The sequence below is a fragment of the Bacillus sp. OK048 genome (assembly GCF_900103525.1).
Classification (GTDB): domain Bacteria; phylum Bacillota; class Bacilli; order Bacillales; family Cytobacillaceae; genus Neobacillus.
Map to the genome: position 1 here is coordinate 80,973 of NZ_FNHN01000011.1, position 23,861 is coordinate 104,833.

Genomic DNA, 23,861 nt, shown 5'->3' on the forward strand with positions numbered 1-23,861 from the left:
TTGATGGCTGTAAAAGACTATGCTGCTGACTATCAAAAAATTTGGGATTTCGATGAGGGTTTTTATCAGAGTGTAGAAGAGACATGTAAGACCCTTTATATAGAATCTCTTAAGGATTTACCACCTGATGTCAGAACCGCATTACAAAATGCCTTGGAAAAAGAAACCTTGAAAACGGGTAAAGAAATCTTAGAAACATTGGTAAAAACGGTTTCGGTAGCTGATGACCAAAAACTATTAATCTGTCAGGACACAGGAATACCTGTATTCTTTATTAAAGTAGGAAACCAGGTTCGCTTTGATGGTTTACGTTTAGAACAGGCTATTAAGAAAGGGGTAGAGCGTGCAACGCTTGAACACCCTTTACGGAGTAGTATTGTTAATACCTTAACCAGGAAGAACCATGGTACGTCCACTGGAAATCAAGTTCCTGTTATTCATTATGAATTCGTCGAGGGAAATGAGTTGGAACTTCTCATTGTTCCTAAGGGTTCAGGGTCTGAAAATATGAGCTATTTGAAAATGTTAACACCTGCCGCTGGGATTCAGGGTATTAAAAAATATGTATTAGAGTGTGTATTTGAGTCTGGGGCTAATCCTTGTCCACCTACTATTGTAGGGATTGGAATTGGTGGAACGGCAGATAAATGTGCAGCATTAGCGAAAAAGGCAGCAGCCAGAGAAGTAGGTTCCCCGAATCCAGATCCACTGGTTAGGAAGCTAGAGGAAGAATTATATGAGTTAATTAATGAATTAGGGATCGGAGCACATGGTTTAGGCGGCAATACCACGGCTTTAGCGGTTCATATTGAATCAGCTGATACACATATGACGTGTAATCCAGTCGCAGTTAACATGATGTGCTGGCCGGCAAGAAGGATGCGTGCAACCTTTAGGCAGGAAGATAACGGGCCAGAGATCACCTATTAACAATGAAGGAAGGTAAAGCGGATGGCACATTATCATTTAAGAGCACCTTTAACGGATGTGGATATCGACCAATTATATGCCGGGGATACGGTAACTCTGGAAGGACATATTTTTGGCATTCGTGATGCGAATTTAATTCGCCTTTTTGACAAAGGGATTGAACTGCCAGAGGATTTAATTCCACAGCTCAAAGGCTCTATAGGGCTGCATACAGCACCAGGAGTGAGGAAGCTGCCTGATGGAAAATACGAAAAGGTTAGTATTGGTACGACCACCAGTTATCGTATGGACCGATTTACACCTGGGTTGATGGAGAAATATGGAATGAAAGTAATTGTTGGAAAAGGAGGACTTCTTGAGGAAGGCTCCCAAGCACTAATAGATTTCAAAGGGTGCTATTTTACTATTCTAGGAGGATCTGCAGCCTTGGAGACAACTCAAGTAGAAGAAATTGAAGATGTTTGGTGGGAAGATTTGATGCCTGAAGCCATATGGAAATTTAGGGTCAAGGATTTTGGTCCACTGATTGTTTCAATCGATTCACATGGAAACAACAAATACAAAGACATCAAAAAAGATGCCAAGGTAAAATTAGAAGAGATGAAAAGGCAGCTTTGATTTAGGTTCTTTTCTAAAAAAGGAGTCCTGCAGATGATACTATCACTGTTTGTGATCGGTCTATTTTCTGGAATTTTAACAGGATTATTATCGATCGGTGGGGGAATCATTTTAATTTTCTTATTAATGATTATTCCTCCACTACTGTTGAATACGACCTTTCCTATGCATACGATATTCTCTTTTTCTATCATGCAAGCTTTTTTCTCTAGTTTGTCAGGAGGATATTATTATATAAGGAATAAGCTTGTCGATACAAAAATTATGTTTATGCTCGGGATTCCAGCTATGTTTGGCGGTTTTGTCGGGGTATTATTTGCAAATCAAATTTCTGACTTTAGTTTAACAATACTCTTTGCAACCTTTGCCGCTATCTCTGCAATCCTTATGCAAATACCAACCAGTAAGGCAGTCCCTACACCTTTTATTCCTTCGAAAAAGACCTGGGCTGTAAGCATCCTGTTCGGTGTTATTATTGGCGTCCTTGGAGGGCTTGTTGGTTTATCTGCCGGATTTATTTTTGTTCCCTTAATGCTCTATTTTTATAAATTACCGATTAAAATGGCGATTGGCACGAGTTTAATCACATGCTTTTTATTGGCCGCAGGCAGTCTCATTTCAAAATTAAGTATCAGTGACATTAACTATGGGCAGGTGGCAGTGTTAATTGCTGGCGGGATTATTGGAGCACAAATTGGAGGGCGCATTACTAAAAAAATGAATTCTATTACCTTAAAAAGAATTGCTGCCTATTCTATTTTGATCGTAAGCTGTAAGCTATTTTACGATTTATTCACTTAATTTAAAAAAATTCAAAAAATTCAAAATAAGAGTTGACGGATATACATCTTGATGTTTTAATAAGTATAGGCACAGTGGTTGGGTCACTCAACCAAATAAAGTAAATCTAAGGAGGTTAAAAAATGAGTTATCACTACCAATCTAGTACTGCTGTAAAAAGTCAGAATGATGAGTCTAAAAGTGTTTCAACCCACAAGTTTTTGATCCACCAAAAAGGGGATCATGTAGGTGTCGCAACTACACCTATCGTTGAAGGGGAAAAGGTAATCGGGGTATTCATGGATGATAATTCCGAAATTGAAGTAGTATCACGCGGTGATATTCCTTTAGGTCATAAGATTTCTTTAGTTGAGCTTAATGAGGGCGAGCCAGTGTTAAAGTACGGTGTTCAGGTTGGAATTACTACTTGTAATTGGGTTGTAGGAGATTATGTACACACCCATAATATTAAAACTGCGAGGTGGTAGGAAAAATGGAAAAACAAATTTTTGGTTATCGTCGTGAAAATGGCAAGGTTGGTATACGTAATCATGTAATAATTTTACCTGTAGATGATATTTCAAACGCAGCTTGTGAAGCGGTTGCAAAGCAAGTTCAAGGAACTTTAGCTCTTCCTCACTCGTATGGTCGATTACAATACGGACCAGATTTAGATTTACACTTCAGAACAATGATTGGAACGGGTTCCAATCCAAACGTGGCAGCTGCTATTGTCATTGGGATTGAAGAAAATTGGACTAAAAAGATTGCCGATGGAATTGCTGAAACTGGAAAACCAGTTGCCTATTTCTCGATTGAAGGTAATGGAGATTTCGAAACAATCAAAAATGCTTCTTGGAAAGCGAAAGAATTTGTTCAATGGGCGTCAGAGCTTCAAAGAGAGCCGGTTGAATTAAAAGATCTAACGATAAGTATTAAATGTGGTGAATCTGATACGACAACAGGATTAGGTTCTTGTCCAACCGTATCTCAAGCAGTAGACCGCTTAGTTGATGCAGGGGCAACCGTCTTTTTTGGAGAAACTTCTGAACTTACAGGCGGCGAACATCTGATTCGGAACAGAATGGCCACTCCTGAACTGGAAGATAAATTCATGGCAGTATTTGACGATTATATCGGCGAGATTATTTCAAAAGGTGTAGATTTATTAGGTTCTCAGCCTACGCAAGGTAATATCGCAGGCGGACTTTCTACAATTGAGGAAAAAGCTCTTGGAAATATTGCAAAAACAGGTTCTAAACAAGTGATAGGGGTATTAGAACCAGCGGAAGCACCTGCAAACGGAAACGGATTATATTTTATGGATACATCTTCAGCAGCTGCAGAGTGTATTACCCTAATGGCCGCAGCCGGAGCTGTCCTACATTTATTCCCAACAGGTCAAGGAAACATAATTGGAAACCCTATTGAACCTGTTATAAAAGTAACTGCCAACCCTAATACAGCTGCAACGATGAGCGAACATATTGATGTAGATGTAAAAGGATTATTAGCGCGTGAAATTACATTAGAAGAAGCTGGAGATGCACTTATGGAAACCATTTGTCGTACCGTCAATGGCAGACTAACGAGTGCAGAAGCATTAGGACATCGTGAATTCGTCATGACAAAGCTTTATAGAAGTGCATAATGAATTCAATTCTCCCTACTACTTTTGTTGTAGGGAGATGATTTTTTATATGAATGATTAATAGAAAAAGGATGATTACAAGTGGAACATTTTGCGGTGGAGGACCTAAAAGTATATTGTAAAAAACTATTAATCAATGTTGGGGTTAATGAGGAAGATGCAAGAATTGCGAGTGAGTCCTTGATACAGGCTAATCTAGAGGGTGTACACAGTCATGGAATCAGCAGACTGCCTATTTACTTGAAACGTCTAGCAGAAGGAAGAATAAATCCAAATCCTAGCATTGACCTTAATGAAAAAACTCATTCACTTCTGATGGTAAACGGTGATAATGGTTTGGGCCAGGTTGTCGGGTACCATGCAATAAAAAAAGGAATTGAAATGGCGAAGGAGTCTGGTGTTGTTGTCATTGGGGTCAACAATAGTAACCACTTTGGAACTGCTTCATTTTTTTGTCAACTAGCATGTGAAGAGAATCTCGCCTGCATCGGTTTCACAAACTCGCCATCTGCAATTGCTCCTTGGGGTGGAAGAAGTCCTTTTTTTGGAACCAATCCAATTGCCTTCGGATTTCCCACAGGCAATGACACACCTGTTATTATTGATCTATCGACAAGTATTGTTGCCAGAGGAAAAATCATCCTAGCAGCAAAACAAGGAAACGAGATTCCAAGTGGGTGGGCTTTAGATGAAAATGGCCATTCAACAACAGATCCCAATCAAGCCTTGGACGGTTCTGTATTGCCATTAGGCGGAGCAAAAGGGTCAGCACTGGCTTTAGGGGTAGAAATCCTAACAGGTATTCTATCAGGAGCAGCCTTTGGACCACATGTTAATAATATATATGATGAAAATGTAAAGGATAACGCAAATGTAGGTCATTTTTTTATTTTACTAAATATTGAAAAATTCATGAGTGTAGAACTTTTTACAACTTATATAAACAGTTTATTAACTGAAATGAAAGAACTACCAAAAGTACCTGGGGTAGACGAAATTCGCTATCCAGGTGAAAGAAGAAAAAAAGAATCATCGTTAAATATGGAAGCTGGTATTCCATTGTCCGATATAGTAAAAAATGAGCTTTCAGAATTAGGGAGGCGCGTGCAAATTTTGTTTCCAGAGCCAATAAATTAAGTAGTAAATAACGAACCTGATGTGATAAAATTTTACTACAATGTTCGTTTTACAATAGGACAAAGGTTTTAAAAGCTATGTTAGGAAACTAAAGTTTTTTAATTTAGCTGAGAGGAGGGAACTAAATGAAGGGATCAATTAACCGAAAGGGAATATCTGAACAAGTTGCGGATACGATTAAAAAAATGATTCATGAAGGTAAGTACAAGGTAGGCGATAAAATTCCTGGAGAAAGAGAATTTGCCGCTGAACTCGAGGTTAGCCGTAACACCGTTAGAGAGGCATATAAAATTTTAGAAGCATATGGATACATTACGGCAAAGCATGGAACAGGAGTTTTTGTAGCTTCTCCTGAACAGCAAATACTAAAAATGACGGAATCATTTTTTATTTCTACCGACCAAATAAAAGACTTTTTCTCTGTTCGAAAAATTTTAGAAGAAAATACCGTCCAATGGGCGATCGAAAACTCTACCACAGAGCAGATTCATGAACTTGATGAAATCATCAAGCAAGCAGAGTCTGTTATCAACAAAGAAGTAGACTACAAGAGACTTTCAGAATTAGATCATAAATTTCATCTAGCATTGGCCAATAGCTCTCAAAATGTTGTCTTAATTAGGATTATGCACAATTTAATTGATTTACTTTCAGAATCACGTATGCACTCGATCCAAATTCCTGGAAGAGCCATTAAATCAGTAGAAGAACATTCAAATATACTAAATGCAATTAAAATAAAAGACATTGCTCTTGCAAAAAAATGTATGAGCGAACATTTAGATAGTGTACAACGTTCCATGACGAATAAAATGGCAGATGAATACGAAAAAGCGTAAATTAAATAAATAAAAAGTCCCACGTGATTTTTTCAGCACGTGGGGCTTTTATTTTAATCTGGCCAGTGTTTATAAATACGGACTTTCATGTTTCGCTTTCAACATATTCCAACGGCGATCCACTTCTTTATCAAACATTTCCAGCATGTCTTTGCTGTTTTCATTGAGCAAATGTTTCGTTTTGCCCATTAGTTTCAACCACTCGGATACGGCTAAACGTTTGTTTTTACTCTCCGGATTGTAGGTAAGAGTCGTGACCCCATGTTCTACTTCGTAAAGAGGGAAGAAGCAGGAATTAACAGCAGCTTCCACAATCGTCTGACCTAATTCGTCCTTGGATTTCCAGTTCAACGGACAAGTAATTAAAATTTTGCCGTAAACCAAGCCTTCATTTTGCGCATACCACTGTGCTTTTGCCGCTTTCTTCAATAGGTCGCGATCAAAGGCTTCCGTTCCTGTAAAGACATAAGGAATGTGAGTGGCAGCCATAATTTGTGCTGTATCCTTGTGATGGAATGGCTTTCCGTTTTGGAAGCCGCCAATATTGGAAGTACTTGTCATATGTCCCATCGGCGTGGAGTAGGACAACTGACTGCCGGTATTCATATAGCCCTCATTATCATACTCAAGGATAATCATTTTATGATTACGTAACGCAGTTCCGATGGCAGGACCCATGCCAATATCCATTCCACCATCACCGGTTACCATGACAAAGGTAAACTCATCGCTCAATCCAAGATCTTCTAATTCACCACGTCTTTTTCTTTCATGGAACATTTCCACAAGACCGGAAAGGGTAGCAGATCCATTTTGGAATAAGTTATGGATATATGTGGCCTTATGAGAACTGTATGGGAATCCAGTGGTTACGACCATGGCACAGCCAGTATGAAATAACGCGACAATATCGCCTTCAATTCCTTTAAAAAACAATTCCAGTCCAGAGAAAATACCGCACCCTGGGCAGGCACCGTGGCCAGAAGCAAGGCGTTTTGGTTTCTTTGTTAAACTTCGCATTGGTGGGATTTTTACTTTTAGTTCACCCGTTTTTTCATCCGGTGTTACTGTAATTAATCCAGTATTTAAATCCTCTTTTTTCATTGGATTTAGAACGCGTTTTGGAGCAAATTCTGGTTTGCCTGGATTATGTCCAAAGTAATCAAAAGGCTTTTCTGCTAAGCCTTTTTCAGCAGCCTCAAGAGCTAATTGGAAAAAATGTTCAGCATCATCTGCATAAAAGTCTTTCCCGCCTAATCCGTAAATTCGGTTTACTACTTTTGTATGGGCATTCCCAACCGTTTGCAAGGCTGCTCTTAATTCAAGGGCCATGTTTCCGCCACGTGCTCCATAGGAATCTGCGCGGTCTCCGACGGTAACCGCTTTAATATTTTTTAAGGCATCAGCTAATTGTTTTTGTGGAAAAGGACGAATCATGTTTGGCGAGATAACCCCAGCCTTAATCCCTTTTAAGCGGAGTTTATCGGCTACGTCTTTGCAAACCTCAGCAGCTGAATTCAACATAAATACAGCAATCTCCGCATCTTCCATACGATATAAATCAAGAATCGGATATTCGCGTCCTGTTAAGGCAGCATATTCTTTCGAAATTCGTTCGAAAACCGCTTCGGCATTATACATTGCTTCAGATTGCTGGTAGCAGTTATTGATATAATCAGGTTCATTCATATAAGGGCCGATCGTAACAGGATTTTCGCGATCCAAAGCATGAGGGAAGTTCCTTGGCGGATCCCCGACAAATTTTTGAACATCACTTCGATTTTTTATTACCTGCACGCGCCGTTTTTGGTGGGAGGTGAAATACCCATCAAATGATACAATTACTGGCAGTCTGACTTCTGGATCTTCTGCTAGTTTAAGAGCAAGGATGTTCATATCATAGACGATTTGTGGGTCCCGGGCCATTAAGATGGGCCATCCAGTATTTAAAGCAAAATAGAGGTCGGAATGATCGCCATGGATATTTAATGGTCCTGAAACTGAGCGGTTTACTAGATTTAATACCATGGGAAAGCGGGTTCCTGATTGAACCGGCAATTGTTCCAGCATGTAAAGAAACCCATTCGCGCTTGTTGCGTTAAAAACACGCCCGCCGCCAGTAGAAGCACCGTAACATATCCCAGCTGAACCATGTTCTCCATCTGCTGGAATCAACACGATATCATGTTCTCCTCTTGCTTTCATTCCATCGAGGAATTGAGCGACTTCTGTAGAGGGGGAAATAGGGAAGTATCCCATGACATGATAATTAATTTGGTGCGCGGCATAAGCAGCCATTTCATTGCCAGATTCAAATACAAAACTTTGCTCAACCGTTTCTTTTTCGGCTGTAAGTTTTTCTTGGTTTAAATCGATAGACATCTAGATCCCGTCCTTTCCTTAGTTTTGAATGGCTAAATCAAATATATGCGGGACTCGATTCTTGTCTGCATAGCCATCATTATATTCTCTTTCTCCTGATAACGCTTCCACCGGACAGGCAGTTACACATTTTAAACAGCCTTTACAATATTGATAATCAATCCCACTAAGGAACATTTGCGGTCGACCTTTTTTATCTGCTTTTTCTTCCCAAACAAAACAAAAATCTGGGCAAGCAGTATCACAAGCGGCGCAATTGATACATTTCTCCTCATGAAAATGGGGCAGCATCCCTGCACGTGAAATACTTAAGTCCTTTAACATGCTGTTGCCCGGGTTGGTGATCATCCCGCCAATTGCTTGTGTTTCATAACCTAAAAGGGATTCTGCTCTCTTAAAAGGTTTTTCCACGATTCCGTCCTCTACCAGATAGGTTTTGAATTCGACTTCATTATAACCGCGGTCAAACGTGCGAATATTTGGTTCAACAAGGTGAGGATACTTTTTTTCAAAGGTCCGGCGAATCGTTTGTTTCATCGATTCGGCGTCTAAGAAATCCATAATCCGATATAGGGCTCCTAACATTGCGGTATTAGCCTTTGTTTGCTCTTCTAAAGCAATTCCAGTTGCATCAACAATGGCAATCGTACCGCTAGGAATCTTCATTAGATTTTTCAATTCATCTTGGGATTTTTGTGAATTTACTAAGATGGTACTATCGGGATAAATTCCACTGGTGCAATCAATTGTTTTAAATAAGGCATCATGAAAAATGCCGACAACATGAGGACGTTCTATTGGTGTGGTGTCACGAATGTTTGTTTCAGGGTCGCAAAAACGAATATGTGCTTTAACTGGTGAACCTTTTTTCTCTGAGCCATAGGATGAAAAACCGATTCCATTAAGACCGTTTCCTACAACACCATCCTCGGAAAGCAATTTTCCAGCCAAGTTTGCTCCTAACCCGCCGATGGACTCTAGGCGGATTTCAAAAAAACCTGATTCATTTACTTTTGGCAATTTAGACAAAGGTATTCCTCCCATCTACTAAACGGAGTGTTATATAGAATATTATCAATATTCTATAAATTTAGTTTTATTGTAACAGGATACAAAAATAATTACAACAGCTTCTTTCATGGTAAGTTGAATGACCTGTTTACTAGTGTGGTTATTGAGATTATTAGATGAATGCCCTGTAATAGTCATATATCACAGAACTTTAATTGTTATATAACAACAACTGGAATTGTATAAATAAACAGAGATTTTAACCCATGGAAACTTTAGTAGATACTATGTTAAAAAATAAAAAAGTCCAAGATCATCTCTTGGACTTTTTGCGTTATTCACAGTTAAATTGCCCAATCCCCATTGCGGAAGATAGGAACAATTGTGCCATCTTGTTTGATGCCATCAATATCCATTTTGGCGGAACCAATCATGAAGTCAACATGAACAATCGAGGTATTCATACCATTTTTCAATAATTCTTCTTGACTCATTTTCGTTCCACCTTGGATCGTGGTAGGGTAAGCAGCCCCAATCGCTAAGTGATTGGAAGCATTCTCATCATAAAGAGTCGTAAAGAATGTTATGCCAGATTGAGAAATAGGGGAGGGATCTGGTACCAAGGCGATTTCACCCAAGCCAGTTCCGCCTTCATTGTCAAAAACCAATTTCTTAATGGTTTCATCGCCCTTTTCAGCAGAAATATCAATGATTTTTCCATCCTTAAAGTGCACTTCAATCCCTTCAATTAATGTCCCAGCATAACTTAACGGTTTCGTGCTTCGTACTACACCATCCATCCGATGCGTGTCGGGAGCGGTGTAGACTTCTTCTGTCGGCATGTTGGCAATAAATTCTTCGCCTTTAGGGTTTTCACCTTCCGCACTGCACCACAAATGGTTTTTCGGTAAGCCTAACGTTAAATCTGTCCCTTGTGCTGTATAATGCAGCGCATCAAATTGAATTTCATTTAAGAATGCTGCTTTTTCGTTTAACGTTTTTTTATGTTCATCCCAAGCAGCAACAGGGTCATCTGCATATACACGACACGTTTTGAAAATTTGATCCCAGAGGGCATCGACTTGTTCTTCAGAAGTTTTCAAGTCAGGGAAGACTGTTGCAGCCCAACCAGCACCAGCTGCAGCGGCAACCGTCCATTTTAAATCGTTATTTTGTGTGGCGATTCGTTGGACACTGAATGCTTTTCCCGCTTTATTTTGAAAAGCCGCAATTTTAACAGGGTCTACCTCATTTAATAAACCGGGATCACTGGATACAATTGAAAGACGGCTCACATGACGATTTAACACATGATCTTCAGATTCTTGAATTTCATATTCGGGAATATTCGTTAGAACTTCTATAGGTTGATGTATGTAATTAAGTTTCGTTATTTCGTCATCTGCCCATTTGACGATAACTTTTTCAGCACCTAACGCATAGGCTTCTTTGGTAACTAATCGAGCTAGAGGAGCTTGGTCAACAGTAATTGTCATTTTAACCCAATCGCCAAGCTGGACATTAATACCTTTCGCCACTAACAGTCGTGCATATTTTTGTAAATTTTCTTCAAAGTTTGGTAATACCATGATTTACCTCCAAAAAATTATTTGCAAAAACTATACTAACATAGTTTAGAGAAAATTTCCGCAATTACCTTCTGCAAAAATCTTTGAAACCTTTTTTCTTTTACGTACAAGAACTAGTAATTATACTGCACACTGATGCAAATTTTAGTAAAGTTTTATTCAAAATTCAGATCTTGAAGGATTTTATTTCAAAATTAATTTCTATAAGAATAGTGAATATGATGGAAATATATTTTAAAAATGGTAATATGATACATATAATAATAGTACTAAATGAAAAAAACATACATATTGAAAAGGAGTATGATTTATGAATTTATCACTAGAAAAATTGCAAGCTAATATTATTACAGATGCAAAAAAAGGTTTTCCTATTTTACTATCGGGTGCCATTGTCTTTTTTCTCTTTAGCTTTCTTCCGTTAATTTTTTCAATGGAAACCGTCTATTTGATATGGATCTTTGGCTTAGGGGCTATTTTTCCTTTGGGAATATTACTTAGTAAGCTTTTTGGAGTCAATATCATGGCAACCGGGAATCCATTGGGCGTACTTGGAGGAATTATTGCCGCACCACAAGCTTTTTTCATCCCAGTCTTTATTATTGTTTATATGAATATTCCTGAATACCTTCCATTTACGATTGGATTATTAGGAGGTTCTCACTTTCTTCCTTACATGTGGATTTATAAAAGCAAAGCGTATTTATTTGTAACGTTAGGTGTCTGTCTTTCCTCATTAATCCTCGGTGGTTTTTTTGTAGACCAGGCGTTCACATTGGTTCCAGCAGCCATCTTCCTTATATACGGCATAGCTGTACTATTAATCTTAAGAGAACTTAAAATCGAACAAAAATAAGGATTTTTTCAGAAAAATAAATAGAGAAAATTAGAGCAGGTATTTTAGGATCTGCTCTTTTTATATTGAAAAATTTCTACGTACACAGGTATTAAAATGCAAATAGATTTATCTAATTTGGTAAATAATAATGTAAGATTTCAATCAAGTTGGAATTTTTATCTATAAATTGAAAAAACACTGTAAAGTATCTAGTAATTTAATTTATACTGTTGTTATGATGTGATCATACATTGGAGGGGAACATGGAGCTATCTTTATTATTAGAGTATGGCTGGGTATTACTTATTTTGATTCTTTTAGAAGGTTTATTATCAGCTGATAATGCTTTAGTCCTCGCAATTATGGCCAAGCATTTACCAATAGAACAGCAAAAAAAGGCAATCAATATTGGACTGTTATTAGCATTTATTTTTAGGATTGGTGCCATCTTTATAATTTCGTTTTTGTTCCATGTTTGGTGGATTCAAGCAATTGGGGCTGCGTACCTAATTTTTATCGCCTTAAAACATTTGTTGAGAAAGGATCATGGCAGAAAAGAGAAGACAAGGAAAAGCTATCGAGCGACAGTTGCGCAAATCGCGTTAGCCGATATTGCCTTCGCCGTTGATTCTATTTTAGCAGCAGTAGCACTTGTCATTGCCTTGCCTGGTACGCCAATGGGTGAAATAGGCGGTATGGATGGCGCACAATTTATTGTTATAATCATAGGTGCGATTGCAGGCTTAATCGTGATTCGATTTGCAGCGGGATACTTCGTAAAAGTATTAACTGAACGCCCTAGCTTAGAAACTGCAGCGATGTTACTAGTAGGGTGGGTCGGTGTTAAGCTGTTAATGCATACTCTTGCACACCCAGCTTTACATATCATTCCTCATAATTTTGTAGAAGGTCCAATATGGAATACAATTTTCTGGTCAGTCATGCTTCTTATTGCATTAGGTGGGTGGTTCTTATCAGGTAAGAAAAAAACAGAATGGACACCTTAAGTGAACATTCCAACGAACAATTAACATGGTCGGGAAACAACTTACCAAGCTAGATAAAAATTGTTGACATGAAATTCCAGTTGACATTATACTAATGTTAGTTAATTAAGCATGCCATATAAATCAAATTCACTTTCGCAGAGAAATCTGCGATTTTTTTATTTTTCACTAAATTAATTACGAAGAATGGAGAAAATATGCTAAAGGATTGCCTGGTTCTGGTAAAACAACGACAGCGAAACTCATAAATGATATTTTAGAAGAGTTAAAAATAAAGACAAAGCTATTTTTAGAAGGAGATTTTGATCATCCAGCTGATTATGAATCTTCATCCTTCTTCACAAAAATTGAATTTGCGGAACTTTTGGAGCAGTATGCCTTCCTGAAGTCAACTCTATTGAAACATGCAATTGAATGCTGTGATGGATATGTGTTATCTCGCTATAAACTTAAGCAAGACTTAGGAGAAACGACAGTTCCTGAATCCTTTTGGAATACTATTTGGGCACATGATATCTATGAGCTACCTCTAGAAAAAAACATTGAATTAATCACGGAAAAATGGCAAAGGTTTGCTGGAAACGCAAAGACTAGTGAGCTAACGTATATTTTCGAATGCTGTTTTATCCAAAATCCTGTGACCATCGGGATGATAAAAAATGGTGCTTCTCAAGATGTTGTTATGAGTTACGTGAAGAAGCTAGCCGATAGTATTGAATCGTTAAATCCAATTCTAATTTATGTGGATCAACAAGATTTATCCCAATCCTTTACAAAGGCTGTTCAAGAAAGACCGAAAGAGTGGTCCAATGGGTTTATGAATTATTACAATGACCAAGGTTATGGGAAAATGCATGGTGCTAAAGGAATGGACGGAACCATAGCTGTTCTTAAAGCTAGAAATCAACTAGAGTCCACTATCTATGATGAATTAGATATGGTGAAGTTTAAAATTGATAATAGTTATTTTGATTTGAACCTACACAAAAATAGACTTATGGCACAATTTAAAATCAACTAGAAAAAACAACCATATTCTCATAAATGGATGTGGGTGTATAGTTGTTTTAATTTGTCGGATTGATGAAAAAGACAATTAAATTTCTAAAAATGATAAACCATTTAAAAATTGAGCAGGCTTGCCTAGTTTTTTCTTTTTTAAGTAATTTTGAGATTATCGCTTACTATCCGGCTAAATAGTTGTATAATTTTATATAATAAGATAATTATCTGATTTGATTGAAGATTATATTAGCCATTGGAGTGCTGGTAATGTTAAGAATACGTAACGTGACGATGAATGATTTACCTGATCTGGTAATCATTGAACAACTGTGTTTTCCAATAGAAGAGGCTGCAACTGAGACAGCATTCATAAGACGGATTCAGGAGATTCCTGATAGCTTTTTTGTTGCAGAAGAAGAAGGGGTAATGGTCGGTTTAGTCAACGGTCCAGTCATCAAGAATAAATTTATTACAGATGATGTATTTTTGACTATTATGAAAAACCCTGAATTTGGTGGACACCAAACGGTACTAGGAGTGGCAGTGACTCCGCATTTTCAAACACGAGGGGTGGCAACAGCCCTGCTTACTCATCTTGAAAATGAAGCAACATCAAAAAAACGTGAAAGTATTACCCTAACTTGTAAAGAAGAGCTAATCCCGTTTTATGAAAATTTAGGATACCGTAACTGTGGTGTATCAAAATCAGAACATGCAGGCGTCACCTGGTACAATATGAGTAAAAGTTTGCTATAAAATTATTATGTAAACCTATTAAAATTGAATTGGATAAATGGAGGGAAGACAGACATGTACGTATTAAAAACAAAAGAAACCGATACTAGTGTCATTGAGTTTATTGAACAAGTGGATAATCCGAAAAAACGTGAGGACGCCTACAGATTATTAGATATCTTCACTGAGACTACTGGGTTTGAAGCAAAGATGTGGGGTCCGAGCATTATTGGTTTTGGTTCCTATCATTACAAATATGAATCTGGTCACGAAGGGGATGCACCTCTAGTTGGATTTTCTCCTAGAAAGGCCAAAATCAGCTTATACTTTGCGCCAGGTGACACAAAGCGGGAAGAATTATTAAACCGGTTTGGAAAACATACCACAGGAAAAGCGTGCGTTTATGTTAATAAAGTAGCGGATATAAATGTGGATGTCTTAAAAGAATTAATCAATCAATCAGTATCATTCTTACAAGAAATGTATCCAAGTAAATAATAGCTAGAGTCCCTCATGTGTAATAGGGGACTCTATTCGTTATTTACAGGATTACGGAAGCAGCCCAAAGATCCCTAAAAGCGACAGGACAATTTCAAAGAGAATGAGTATTACGATAATCCATTCAACGAACAGTCCTCGAATTGAGTGACTAATCGTTGAAAAACCTTCCATAATGTTATATAAAATATCGGTTTTGCTTTTCAAGATTAGATAACGATCATTTAACTCAAAGAACTCAAGCATTTTGTCGTAAAATTCACCCGCCGAACTGCTTGTCCAGGTGATGTCAGGTTTATCGAGAATCATAACGTAGGCAAGGGTGTTGTACTCATGACGAATGATTTTTGCTGTTGTCCTCGCTAGCTCTTTATTTCCAATTCGTAATTTACCTTTTTCTAAACGGTCGATCATGGTTTCAAGCTTATCGTTAATGTGCCCAAGTTGTTCCTCAATTTTTTCAAGTGCTACCGACTTCGCAAGCACGGTAGAAATCAATTCCGGGTAGTAACTTTCGTATTCCGGAACGACTACAAATTCGTCCGTTAACTCAATACTTTCGGTTTCTCTTAGGTGGAGCCTGTAATCATCCGTGTATCTGTTCGCCTTTTTAACATCAATGTCCGGTTCGAAGGAGTAGAGGTAGTTCAACAATGCAGCTATTTCATTTGGTGTTGAGTGATTAATGAAGACAATGCTGCCAAAGGAAAAAACAAGAACCATTTGCGTTTCGTCTACATTTTTGAGAAGGATTGAATTTAAAATTTCACCTTTTAAAATTAAGGGCTCTTCCCACGTGAATTTCTTCGGTATCCCACAATGAACGGCAATTTTGTTCAAATCTATTTCATTTGTGACTGCATAGGCTTTGAAAATTAAATCTCTCATATTCACCACCCTTTTCAGTTTTTTTAGTATGTATAGTAGTATATGAACAATGAAGTCAAAATAATGTAGGAAAAGTTTAAACAATAGAGAAATTAATTAAGAAGTCCCATAATTCTAAATGGCCGCTGTCGGTAGGAAATTTTCCAAAAAAAAAAGCCGTCATAAACGGCTTTTGATCATTATTTTGCAAAAACATGATTTCCAATGGTCTTAACGATTTCGCGGGTAGTAATCCATTTATCAGTAGCAATTTCTGGATTATAAAAATAAATGGCATCATTTAAGCGATCTTGTCTTGTTATAGCTTCTTCGACTGCTCGAATCGTTTCATCTGAAGCTGGCTTTTTTATTTCGCCATTTTGAACCGGTGAAAAGGCATATGTTCCGCCAACAACTTCGTTAATAACGCCCGAAATTGAATTTGGAAACGCAGGTGAATCGACCCGATTTAAGACAACCGTTGCAACAGCAACTTTCCCTTCATAGGTTTCTCCTTTTGCTTCTGCTTCGACTAATCTTGCAAATAAGTCCTTTTCGTCATTTGCAATTGGAAGTTCTGGAGGCGCTACAACTTGTTCTTGAGCTTCTATTACCAGTTCAGCCGATTGAGTTTCTGGTAAAGCTGTTTCTTCCACTTCCGCCTCTGATTTTTCAGTAGCTTTCAAGTTCGGTTTATATGGAATATATTCTTTTCTATCATCGTAACTGTTAATGGCTTGTTGAATTTGCTTCGTGATTGAATCATGGGCCTGTCCAATTTCAGACAAGCTGTCTACTTTTACAACTTGGTATTGGGTAATCGCCTCAACTGTTGTATTTTGTAATCCAATAAATGCAAATGTAGCTACACAAGCTACAGTAAATTTTTTAAAATAGGTGTTTTTCATGTGTGCTACCTCCTGATGTAAAGTATGCTATAACACTAACATGGCTTAACGCGTGTTATACAGAACAAGAAAGTTACATTTCTTTATAGTTTAATGAACAACATTACAGTATAGAGGTAAAGATGACATTATTCCTGTTATCCTGTAATAATCAACCCAATATTACGGAGTAGAGGAATGTTTTGTAAGAGAAATAGCTAACTTTACGCTTGGACAAAGAAACAGAGGTTTTAAATCAGAATAAAGCTTATTTTTAAAATACTACTGCTACCGAATATTTCGGAAATGAAAATATTTCGACAATGTGGTACGATATCAATATTATTTACATATTGGAGATGGATTGGCATGCTAATTTGGAAGCGTAATTTATGGGTCCTTTGGATCGGAGTATTTTTCTGTTCAGCAAGCTTTTCCATGGTTATCCCGTTTTTGCCAATTTTCCTGCTCCAAATTGGTGTACATGAACACACGGAAGTTTGGTCGGGATTATTATTTAGCGCAGCTTTTTTTGCTGGGGCGATTGCTTCACCTTTTTGGGGGCGAGTAGCGGACAAATATGGAAGAAAGCCTATGTTAATCAGAGCAGGATTTGCCCTTTTTGTGGTCTATACATTAACCGCTTTTGTTACCAACCCGTATCAGCTGTTGGGATTACGACTTATGCAAGGCTTGTTAAGTGGATTCATTCCTGGAGCAATTGCGTTAGTTGGTACCAATACTCCAAGCAATAAAGTGGGATATGCTCTATCTATGATATCTTCAGCGTCTGCCTCTGGCGGCATCATTGGACCACTCCTAGGTGGGGGAATCGCATCGTTAGTCGGGAATCGAGTGGCATTTGGCAGTGCTGGAATTTTCTCGTTAATTTCGACACTCCTGGTTATATTTTTTGTAATAGAGGAAAATTTCTCACCTAGCAAGGAGAAAGGATCCATTCGAAATGATTTTAGAACGGCACTTTCGAACCGTCCATTGATGATGGTTCTAGCGTTAACTAGTTTGACCTCTGCTTCGATCATGACTATTGAACCGGTACTACCATTATATATAGTGGATCTAGGCGGTTCCACGCAGCATGCATCGTTACTTGCAGGGATTGTTTTCTCACTTCCTGGAATTGCAAGTGTCATCTTTGCCCCTTTGTGGGGAAGATGGGCGGATAAAGTCGGTTTTCAAAAAGTCTTATTGATTGGGCTAATGGGTGGAGGCATCGGAACCATCGCTCAAATTATTTTCAGTAATATTTGGGGATTTTCCCTTACCAGGTTCATTTTCGGAATCTTTTTCTGTGCGGTATTCCCAGCATTAAACGGCCTAGTCGTAAGATCGACACCAAAAGATTTCCGCGGTAGAGCGTTTGGATTACACCAAACCTCTAATCAAATAGGCGGGATGATTGGTCCGATTATCGGTGGAGTCCTTGGCGGTATCTTCCCTGTTGGAACCGTCTTTGTTGTAACCGGTATTTTACTCCTAGCAGGAACGGGTATGGCTTATCGGCATGCAAATGAGTTAAATCCCGGATTAAAATCAAAAAGTACTTAAAACGGATAGAAAAAGTATGTAAAGACTCCAACAATCATTCCAGTTATGGCACCAAAAAATACTTCCGTTGGTTGGTGACCTAATAATTCTTTTAATTTTTCTCTAGACTCCGGTTTCTTTAAATTGGGGTCTTTTAACGTTTCAATTAGACTGTTAAAATCAGCTAATAGCGTGTTTAAGATTTCTGCATGATAGCCAGCATGTCTGCGAACCCCCATTGCATCGTGGAGAACAATTGCTGAAACAACCACACAAATAGCAAACTCATTTGATTTAAATCCGGTCATTAAGCCAATAACGGTGGTTAATGAGATAATCATGGCAGTATGTGAACTTGGCATGCCTCCAGTACTAAACATTAAATTCCATCTTATCTCCCTTGTGGCAAAAAAATGAATCGGTACCTTAACAAATTGCGCAATCAACATCCCTAAAAAAGCAGCCAAAATAGGACCTGACAAAAACATACGAACCTCCTAAAAAAATGTTTTATATTTATATTTACAAAAAAACGGATAATTAAACGGGCGATTTATGAAACATATGGAACTGGTCACTTTAGTATACCTGGAATGAACGAGACGTGAAAAAGAAAAGGACCCGGTCACCCCAGGAAATTCTGTTTTAATTAAATTCCTAACACCTTTTCTAATTGCTCCTGATTAAAACCAAAAACAACCTCAGTTCCATTTTCATCTTCGATAACAGTTGCCGGTGTAGCAGAAGCACCTAATTCAAAAATTTCATCTAAATATTTAGGATTTTCTCGAATATTCTTTTCTTCGAATTCAATACCATGATCTTTTAACCATAGTTTTTCTGCTGTACATGGGCCGCAGCTTTCTTGGGTGTATATGACTACCTTACGCATTTCCATTCCTCCTTTAGACAATCTAGATCCATCATAATATATTTCGTCATAAAAAGTCTCTTTTCCTGTCTATTTCGCGATTGGTTGGGCTTAAAATGGGGATTGAAAAGGTGTAATTATCAACACAGTCCACTGATAGCAAAATGATAGCGCCTACTAGCATCCTGCTATTTTAAAATAAGTCACTAGAATCTTCAATCATATATTCATTTACCTAACATACATATACAGTAGGAGACAGGCTTAAGTGGCTAGTAAAATTTTGTAAAGGAGTTAGGCACAAGGAGATGGAGTTCTTACAAGATATCATTGCGAATTATGGGTCATTTTTATCACTAGACGCCTTGGGAGAAGTACTAACAGATCCAGCTAGTTGGGGCATAATTGGTACTTTAGTGATTCTAGAAGGATTATTATCTGCTGATAATGCCTTAGTTCTCGCGGTTTTGGTTAAACACCTACCTGAAAAAGAGCGAAGAAAGGCTTTGTTCTACGGGATTATTGGTGCTTATTTTTTCCGTGTTGTGGCGATAGGAATAGGTGTTACATTAATTAATATTGGTTGGATCAAAATCGTTGGTGGACACTATCTTCTTTGGCTTGTCTTTCAATACTTTGCTAGTCAAAGGGATGGAGAGGAAGAGGTACGAACCAAAAAAGTGGGATTTTGGAGCACAGTATTAACGGTAGAGCTTATGGATATCGCATTTAGTATCGATAGTGTCATTGCAGCATTTGGGGTATCGAATCAAGTTTGGGTACTTTTTTTGGGAGGGATTCTTGGGATCTTAATGATGCGGGGAGTTGCCCAATTATTCTTAGCCTTGATTGAAAGAATACCAGAATTTGAAACTACAGCATTTGTCTTAATCGGTATTATTGGGTTAAGAATGATATCTGCAGCCTTTGGTTTCCAAATGGATGAAGTCATCTTTTTTAGTATCATCATCGGAATCTTCTTAAGTACTTTCTTGGTCCATTTTTTAAAGAATAAATTAGTTACCAAATAAAAACTAGAGACCTTAGTGGGTCTCTTTTAATGTTTTAAAAATGACCAAAAGTAGGTTAAAATAAAAGGGTTGCACTAATTATTTATTTTGTCGTCGCAGGGGGGAAAAATGATGCATGAAGAGGGATACATAGAGGTTACAGGCGGGAGAGTTTGGTATCAACTATTTAATAAAAATTCAGCAAATACGCCTGTCATTATTTTGCACGGAGGACCTGGGTCTTCAAGTTATTCACTAGAAGGCTTACAAGCACTCCAAACTGATAGACCTGTAATTTTATATGATCAATTGGGATGTGGGAGGTCAGACCGCCCAAATGACCAATCTTTATGGCAGCTTGATCGATTTGTTGAAGAGCTGGCTCTGGTTAGGGAAGCGTTGAAATTGGATGAAGTCCATATTTTAGGTCATTCATGGGGCACAACCCTTGCAGCTGCTTACTGTTTAACAAAACCAAGTGGAGTAAAAAGCGTGATCTTTTCAAGTCCTTGCCTAAGTGCTCCGCGTTGGGAACAAGACCAGATAGAGAATCTTAAAACACTTCCTATAGAAATTCAGGAAACGATTAAACGTTGTGAAGAAACGGGAACGACTGACTCAGAGGAATTTAAATCAGCTATTCAGGAATTTAACAAACGATTTGTTTGTAGAGTAGAAAAAGATCCAGACCCTGAATGGCTAAAAAAGGGCGCAGGTTATCGAAACCCTGAAATATACAATATTATGTGGGGGCCATCTGAATTTAGTGTCAAGGGAAATCTAAAATCATTTGATTGTACTTCACGTTTGAATGAAATTAGCTGCCCTGCATTATTTACATGTGGACGATATGATGAGGCAACACCAGCATCAACAGAGTACTTCAGCACACTTGTAGCAAATGGAAAAATTCATATTTTCGAGAACAGTGCTCATATGCCATATTTCGAAGAGAAAGAAGAGTATTTACAAGTTATGGGAACCTTTCTGAAAACAATTGATTCCTATTGTTAACTCAAGAAATCAATGTCTTGATGTAAAGGAAGGTTGAACTGGTGAACGTATTATTTGTCATGGTTGGGGGATTTTTAGGAGCAGTTTCGAGATTTACCCTTGGAGAATGGATCCATTATGAAAATGGATTTCCTCTGGGTACTTTTTTGATAAATCTCATTGGATGTTTTTTACTAGGCTGGTTCCTTACCTTTATCTCTTTTCACAAAAATAGTAAACAAGAATTTACTTTATTTATCGGAACGGGATTTATTGGTTCATTCACTACTTTTTCTACCTTTTCAGTTGAGACGGTACTATTGTTTCAGAATGGACACGCTATAGTTGGAATCCTATATGTACTTACTAGCATTTTTGGGGGATTGTTCCTAGCATACTTTGGATATAAAATAGCTGTTACGAATCGAGAAGAAGGGGAAACACAGTGATTTGGTTAATTGGATTAGGCGGTTCTTTAGGAGCGGCAGCAAGATATCTCATGGGTAATTTTTTTATTAAAAAAAAGCATGTAATGCTATTTCCATTTGGAACCTGGATTATTAATATTACTGGTTCTTTTCTATTAGGGTATCTAGCTAACCTTCATCAATCAGGTACCATCAATGATTGGGTGTGGCTTTTTTCTGGGGTTGGTTTTTGTGGAGCATATACCACTTTCTCTACTTTCGGTTATGAAACGATAACCTTACTACGATTAAATAAAAAAATGCTGGCTGGATTATATGTTTTAACCTCAGTGATCTTAAGCATTGGAACTGCTGCCTTAGGTTTTATTCTTTAAACTAGTACATTATTCAAGAATAATTTCATGATTTATTTAATAAAAATATGTTTTACACTAATAGGCAGATTCTATCATTATTTGCGCTTACAGGTTGGAAATTCCTTTTTAAAAAATGAAAGCGCTTTAATAATTAACTAAATAATTAAAATAGTCAAATAATATTGACGAAGCCTATTTACAGTGGTACTATTTTATTAATTTAAAATGAATCAATGAAGAGAACAGTAGAATTTGCACGATGTCCAAAGAGAGTCGACGGTTGCTGAGAGTCGATGTCACGGCAATTTTGAAAATCATCTCTGAGATGTGTAGCCGAAAGAGTAATTGTAGGCTATACCGGTTAGTCCACCGTTACTAGGTATATGTATATATTTTTATACAATGATCGAGAGTCGCAGCCAGGTGGGTTTTAGCTGCGGAAGTAGGGTGGTATCGCGAGTTAACTCGTCCCTATACAAGGGGCGGGTTTTTTGTTGTGTAAAAAGCACAAAAGTTTAAGAAAAGCGCCTTTAATAAACAATTGAACGCCTTTAAAAATGGCGAATTTTAAAATGAAAGAAAGAGGAGGAAAGTGAAATGAGTCAACAAGTTGATCAGAAAGAAAAAGCTATTCAGGTGGAGGATATCATTATTGCAAGCCACACCATCAAGGAAGTGATTTCTCCTACTCCTCTACAGTTCAATCACCTATTGTCTGAGCGGTATGACTGTCATGTTTATTTAAAGCGTGAAGACTTGCAAAGTGTTCGTTCCTTTAAAATCCGCGGTGCTTATAATCGAATCAAAAAATTGACAGAAGAAGAATTGGAAAATGGAATTATTTGTGCCAGCGCCGGAAATCATGCCCAGGGGGTTGCCTATTCTTGTAATCATTTAAAAATAAATGGTAAAGTCTTTATGCCGAGTACTACGCCAAAGCAAAAGGTCAATCAAGTTAAATTTTGGGGTAAGGAACATGTTGAAATTGTTTTAGTAGGGGATACATTTGACGATGCTTACGAAAAAGCAATGGAATGCAGTCAACTCGAAAATAGAACGTTTATTCACCCATTTGATGACCTAGATGTGATTGCCGGACAAGGGACCGTAGCAGTGGAGCTTCTAAATGAATGCCCAGAAAAAATAGATTACCTTTTTGCAGCAATTGGCGGGGGCGGTCTTGTCTCTGGAGTTGGAACGTATATGCAGCATTTTTCACCGGAAACAAAGTTAATAGGTGTCGAGCCGCAGGGGGCTGCAGGAATGAAGGAGTCGATTTCCAAGGGTGAAGTGACTTCATTGAAAGAAATTGACCCATTTGTAGATGGAGCTGCGGTGAAGACGGTCGGTTCAATGACCTTTAACATTTGCAAAGAGCTTGTGAAGGATATTGTTGTTATTCCTGAGGGGAAGGTTTGCACAACTTTATTAGCTCTTTATAATGAAAATGCCATTGTCGTTGAGCCAACTGGAGCACTTTCGATTGCAGCGTTAGACGAATATGCAGAAGAAATCAAAGGAAAAACGGTTGTTTGTGTTGTTAGTGGCGGTAACAATGATATTGGCCGGATGCAGGAAATTAAGGAGCGCTCGAAGCTCTACGAAGGATTACGTCATTATTTTATTGTTCAATTTCCGCAACGTCCAGGTGCATTGCGTGAATTTTTAGATGATGTATTAGGTCCAAATGATGATATCAGCCATTTTGAATACACGAAAAAAAATAATCGTGAAACTGGACCAGCATTAGTCGGGATTGAGCTTAAGTCTAAAAATGATTACTACCCATTAATGGAACGGATTAAAGCAAAAGGATTTGTATTCCGTGAGGTTAATAATGACAGTACCTTATACCAGATGCTGGTATAAATTTAAAAAAGA

25 protein-coding genes and 1 other annotated feature are annotated in these 23,861 nt (G+C 37.9%); of the genes, 18 read left to right on the forward strand and 7 right to left on the reverse strand.

Annotated elements, in window-relative coordinates:
* The first annotated feature begins 3 nt into the window (after nucleotides 1–3).
* From BLR86_RS19110 to BLR86_RS19140, 7 genes are all read left to right on the forward strand, one after another.
* The gene (locus BLR86_RS19110) at nucleotides 4–930 is read left to right on the forward strand and encodes a fumarate hydratase (RefSeq protein ID WP_090765198.1); all 927 of its coding nucleotides are present in this window, start codon (nucleotides 4–6) and stop codon (nucleotides 928–930) included.
* 21 nt (nucleotides 931–951) lie between these two features.
* Nucleotides 952–1,548, forward strand: coding sequence for a FumA C-terminus/TtdB family hydratase beta subunit (locus BLR86_RS19115; protein ID WP_090765204.1), 597 nt, complete (start codon nucleotides 952–954; stop codon nucleotides 1,546–1,548).
* 33 nt (nucleotides 1,549–1,581) lie between these two features.
* A complete protein-coding gene (locus BLR86_RS19120; protein ID WP_090765207.1) occupies nucleotides 1,582–2,349 on the forward strand; it encodes a sulfite exporter TauE/SafE family protein in 768 nt (255 codons plus the stop codon).
* 122 nt (nucleotides 2,350–2,471) lie between these two features.
* Nucleotides 2,472–2,816 carry a UxaA family hydrolase gene (locus BLR86_RS19125; RefSeq protein WP_090765210.1) on the forward strand — a complete coding sequence of 115 codons (345 nt, stop codon included), beginning with the start codon at nucleotides 2,472–2,474 and terminating at the stop codon, nucleotides 2,814–2,816.
* Between the two features lie 5 nt (nucleotides 2,817–2,821).
* Nucleotides 2,822–3,979, forward strand: a complete 1,158-nt coding sequence (locus BLR86_RS19130; protein WP_090765213.1) for a UxaA family hydrolase — start codon at nucleotides 2,822–2,824, stop codon at nucleotides 3,977–3,979.
* Nucleotides 3,980–4,060: 81 nt separating this feature from the next.
* Nucleotides 4,061–5,116 carry an Ldh family oxidoreductase gene (locus tag BLR86_RS19135; protein ID WP_090765216.1) on the forward strand — a complete coding sequence of 352 codons (1,056 nt, stop codon included), beginning with the start codon at nucleotides 4,061–4,063 and terminating at the stop codon, nucleotides 5,114–5,116.
* 125 nt (nucleotides 5,117–5,241) lie between these two features.
* Nucleotides 5,242–5,955, forward strand: coding sequence for a FadR/GntR family transcriptional regulator (locus BLR86_RS19140; RefSeq protein ID WP_090765219.1), 714 nt, complete (start codon nucleotides 5,242–5,244; stop codon nucleotides 5,953–5,955).
* A 69-nt stretch (nucleotides 5,956–6,024) separates the two neighbouring features.
* On the opposite strand, the gene BLR86_RS19145 is transcribed toward BLR86_RS19140, so the two are convergent.
* From BLR86_RS19145 to BLR86_RS19155, 3 genes are all read right to left on the reverse strand, one after another.
* Nucleotides 6,025–8,337, reverse strand: a complete 2,313-nt coding sequence (locus BLR86_RS19145; protein WP_090765222.1) for a thiamine pyrophosphate-dependent enzyme — start codon at nucleotides 8,335–8,337, stop codon at nucleotides 6,025–6,027.
* A gap of 18 nt (nucleotides 8,338–8,355) precedes the next feature.
* On the reverse strand, nucleotides 8,356–9,366 hold the full coding sequence (locus BLR86_RS19150; RefSeq protein ID WP_090765225.1) for a 2-oxoacid:acceptor oxidoreductase family protein: 1,011 nt from the start codon (nucleotides 9,364–9,366) through the stop codon (nucleotides 8,356–8,358).
* A 326-nt stretch (nucleotides 9,367–9,692) separates the two neighbouring features.
* On the reverse strand, nucleotides 9,693–10,937 hold the full coding sequence (locus tag BLR86_RS19155; RefSeq protein ID WP_090765228.1) for an aminopeptidase: 1,245 nt from the start codon (nucleotides 10,935–10,937) through the stop codon (nucleotides 9,693–9,695).
* A gap of 310 nt (nucleotides 10,938–11,247) precedes the next feature.
* On the opposite strand from BLR86_RS19155, the gene BLR86_RS19165 reads away from it, so the two are divergent.
* The 5 genes from BLR86_RS19165 (at nucleotide 11,248) to BLR86_RS19185 (ending at nucleotide 15,020) form a co-directional block, all read left to right on the forward strand.
* Nucleotides 11,248–11,793 (forward strand): DUF7010 family protein, encoded by a 546-nt coding sequence (locus tag BLR86_RS19165; RefSeq protein ID WP_090765234.1) that lies wholly within the window; start codon nucleotides 11,248–11,250, stop codon nucleotides 11,791–11,793.
* Nucleotides 11,794–12,038: 245 nt separating this feature from the next.
* The gene (locus BLR86_RS19170) at nucleotides 12,039–12,782 is read left to right on the forward strand and encodes a TerC family protein (RefSeq protein WP_090765237.1); all 744 of its coding nucleotides are present in this window, start codon (nucleotides 12,039–12,041) and stop codon (nucleotides 12,780–12,782) included.
* A gap of 208 nt (nucleotides 12,783–12,990) precedes the next feature.
* Nucleotides 12,991–13,803 carry a P-loop NTPase family protein gene (locus BLR86_RS19175; RefSeq protein ID WP_254782377.1) on the forward strand — a complete coding sequence of 271 codons (813 nt, stop codon included), beginning with the start codon at nucleotides 12,991–12,993 and terminating at the stop codon, nucleotides 13,801–13,803.
* Nucleotides 13,804–14,054: 251 nt separating this feature from the next.
* On the forward strand, nucleotides 14,055–14,543 hold the full coding sequence (locus BLR86_RS19180; protein ID WP_090765243.1) for a GNAT family N-acetyltransferase: 489 nt from the start codon (nucleotides 14,055–14,057) through the stop codon (nucleotides 14,541–14,543).
* Nucleotides 14,544–14,597: 54 nt separating this feature from the next.
* Nucleotides 14,598–15,020 carry a DUF1801 domain-containing protein gene (locus tag BLR86_RS19185; protein ID WP_090765247.1) on the forward strand — a complete coding sequence of 141 codons (423 nt, stop codon included), beginning with the start codon at nucleotides 14,598–14,600 and terminating at the stop codon, nucleotides 15,018–15,020.
* Between the two features lie 51 nt (nucleotides 15,021–15,071).
* On the opposite strand, the gene BLR86_RS19190 is transcribed toward BLR86_RS19185, so the two are convergent.
* Both BLR86_RS19190 and BLR86_RS19195 read right to left on the reverse strand, forming a co-directional pair.
* A complete protein-coding gene (locus BLR86_RS19190; protein ID WP_090765250.1) occupies nucleotides 15,072–15,908 on the reverse strand; it encodes an RMD1 family protein in 837 nt (278 codons plus the stop codon).
* Between the two features lie 179 nt (nucleotides 15,909–16,087).
* Nucleotides 16,088–16,795 (reverse strand): cell wall hydrolase, encoded by a 708-nt coding sequence (locus BLR86_RS19195; protein WP_090765253.1) that lies wholly within the window; start codon nucleotides 16,793–16,795, stop codon nucleotides 16,088–16,090.
* A 348-nt stretch (nucleotides 16,796–17,143) separates the two neighbouring features.
* Here BLR86_RS19195 and BLR86_RS19200 point away from each other — a divergent pair, with 348 nt between their 5' ends.
* A complete protein-coding gene (locus BLR86_RS19200; protein WP_090765256.1) occupies nucleotides 17,144–18,343 on the forward strand; it encodes an MFS transporter in 1,200 nt (399 codons plus the stop codon).
* On the opposite strand, the gene BLR86_RS19205 is transcribed toward BLR86_RS19200, so the two are convergent.
* Both BLR86_RS19205 and BLR86_RS19210 read right to left on the reverse strand, forming a co-directional pair.
* On the reverse strand, nucleotides 18,340–18,810 hold the full coding sequence (locus BLR86_RS19205) for a divergent PAP2 family protein (protein ID WP_090765258.1): 471 nt from the start codon (nucleotides 18,808–18,810) through the stop codon (nucleotides 18,340–18,342). The two genes, BLR86_RS19200 and BLR86_RS19205, sit on opposite strands and share 4 nt — an antisense overlap.
* 161 nt (nucleotides 18,811–18,971) lie before the next feature.
* Nucleotides 18,972–19,214 carry a glutaredoxin family protein gene (locus tag BLR86_RS19210; protein ID WP_090765261.1) on the reverse strand — a complete coding sequence of 81 codons (243 nt, stop codon included), beginning with the start codon at nucleotides 19,212–19,214 and terminating at the stop codon, nucleotides 18,972–18,974.
* Nucleotides 19,215–19,501: 287 nt separating this feature from the next.
* Here BLR86_RS19210 and BLR86_RS19215 point away from each other — a divergent pair, with 287 nt between their 5' ends.
* The 5 genes from BLR86_RS19215 to ilvA all read left to right on the forward strand — a co-directional run bounded on the left by BLR86_RS19215 (nucleotide 19,502) and on the right by ilvA (nucleotide 23,849).
* Nucleotides 19,502–20,224, forward strand: a complete 723-nt coding sequence (locus BLR86_RS19215; protein ID WP_090765263.1) for a TerC family protein — start codon at nucleotides 19,502–19,504, stop codon at nucleotides 20,222–20,224.
* A gap of 108 nt (nucleotides 20,225–20,332) precedes the next feature.
* On the forward strand, nucleotides 20,333–21,217 hold the full coding sequence (locus BLR86_RS19220) for a proline iminopeptidase-family hydrolase (protein WP_090765265.1): 885 nt from the start codon (nucleotides 20,333–20,335) through the stop codon (nucleotides 21,215–21,217).
* A gap of 41 nt (nucleotides 21,218–21,258) precedes the next feature.
* A complete protein-coding gene (gene crcB / locus BLR86_RS19225; RefSeq protein ID WP_090765268.1) occupies nucleotides 21,259–21,645 on the forward strand; it encodes a fluoride efflux transporter CrcB in 387 nt (128 codons plus the stop codon).
* Complete coding sequence (gene crcB, locus BLR86_RS19230; RefSeq protein WP_090765271.1) at nucleotides 21,642–21,998, forward strand: fluoride efflux transporter CrcB; 357 nt, start codon at nucleotides 21,642–21,644, stop codon at nucleotides 21,996–21,998. The genes crcB (BLR86_RS19225) and crcB (BLR86_RS19230) overlap by 4 nt, the downstream gene beginning before the upstream one ends.
* A 206-nt stretch (nucleotides 21,999–22,204) precedes the next feature.
* Nucleotides 22,205–22,456: a binding site (T-box leader), on the forward strand.
* 121 nt (nucleotides 22,457–22,577) lie between these two features.
* Nucleotides 22,578–23,849 (forward strand): threonine ammonia-lyase IlvA, encoded by a 1,272-nt coding sequence (gene ilvA / locus BLR86_RS19235; RefSeq protein WP_090765274.1) that lies wholly within the window; start codon nucleotides 22,578–22,580, stop codon nucleotides 23,847–23,849.
* Nucleotides 23,850–23,861: the final 12 nt, after the last annotated feature.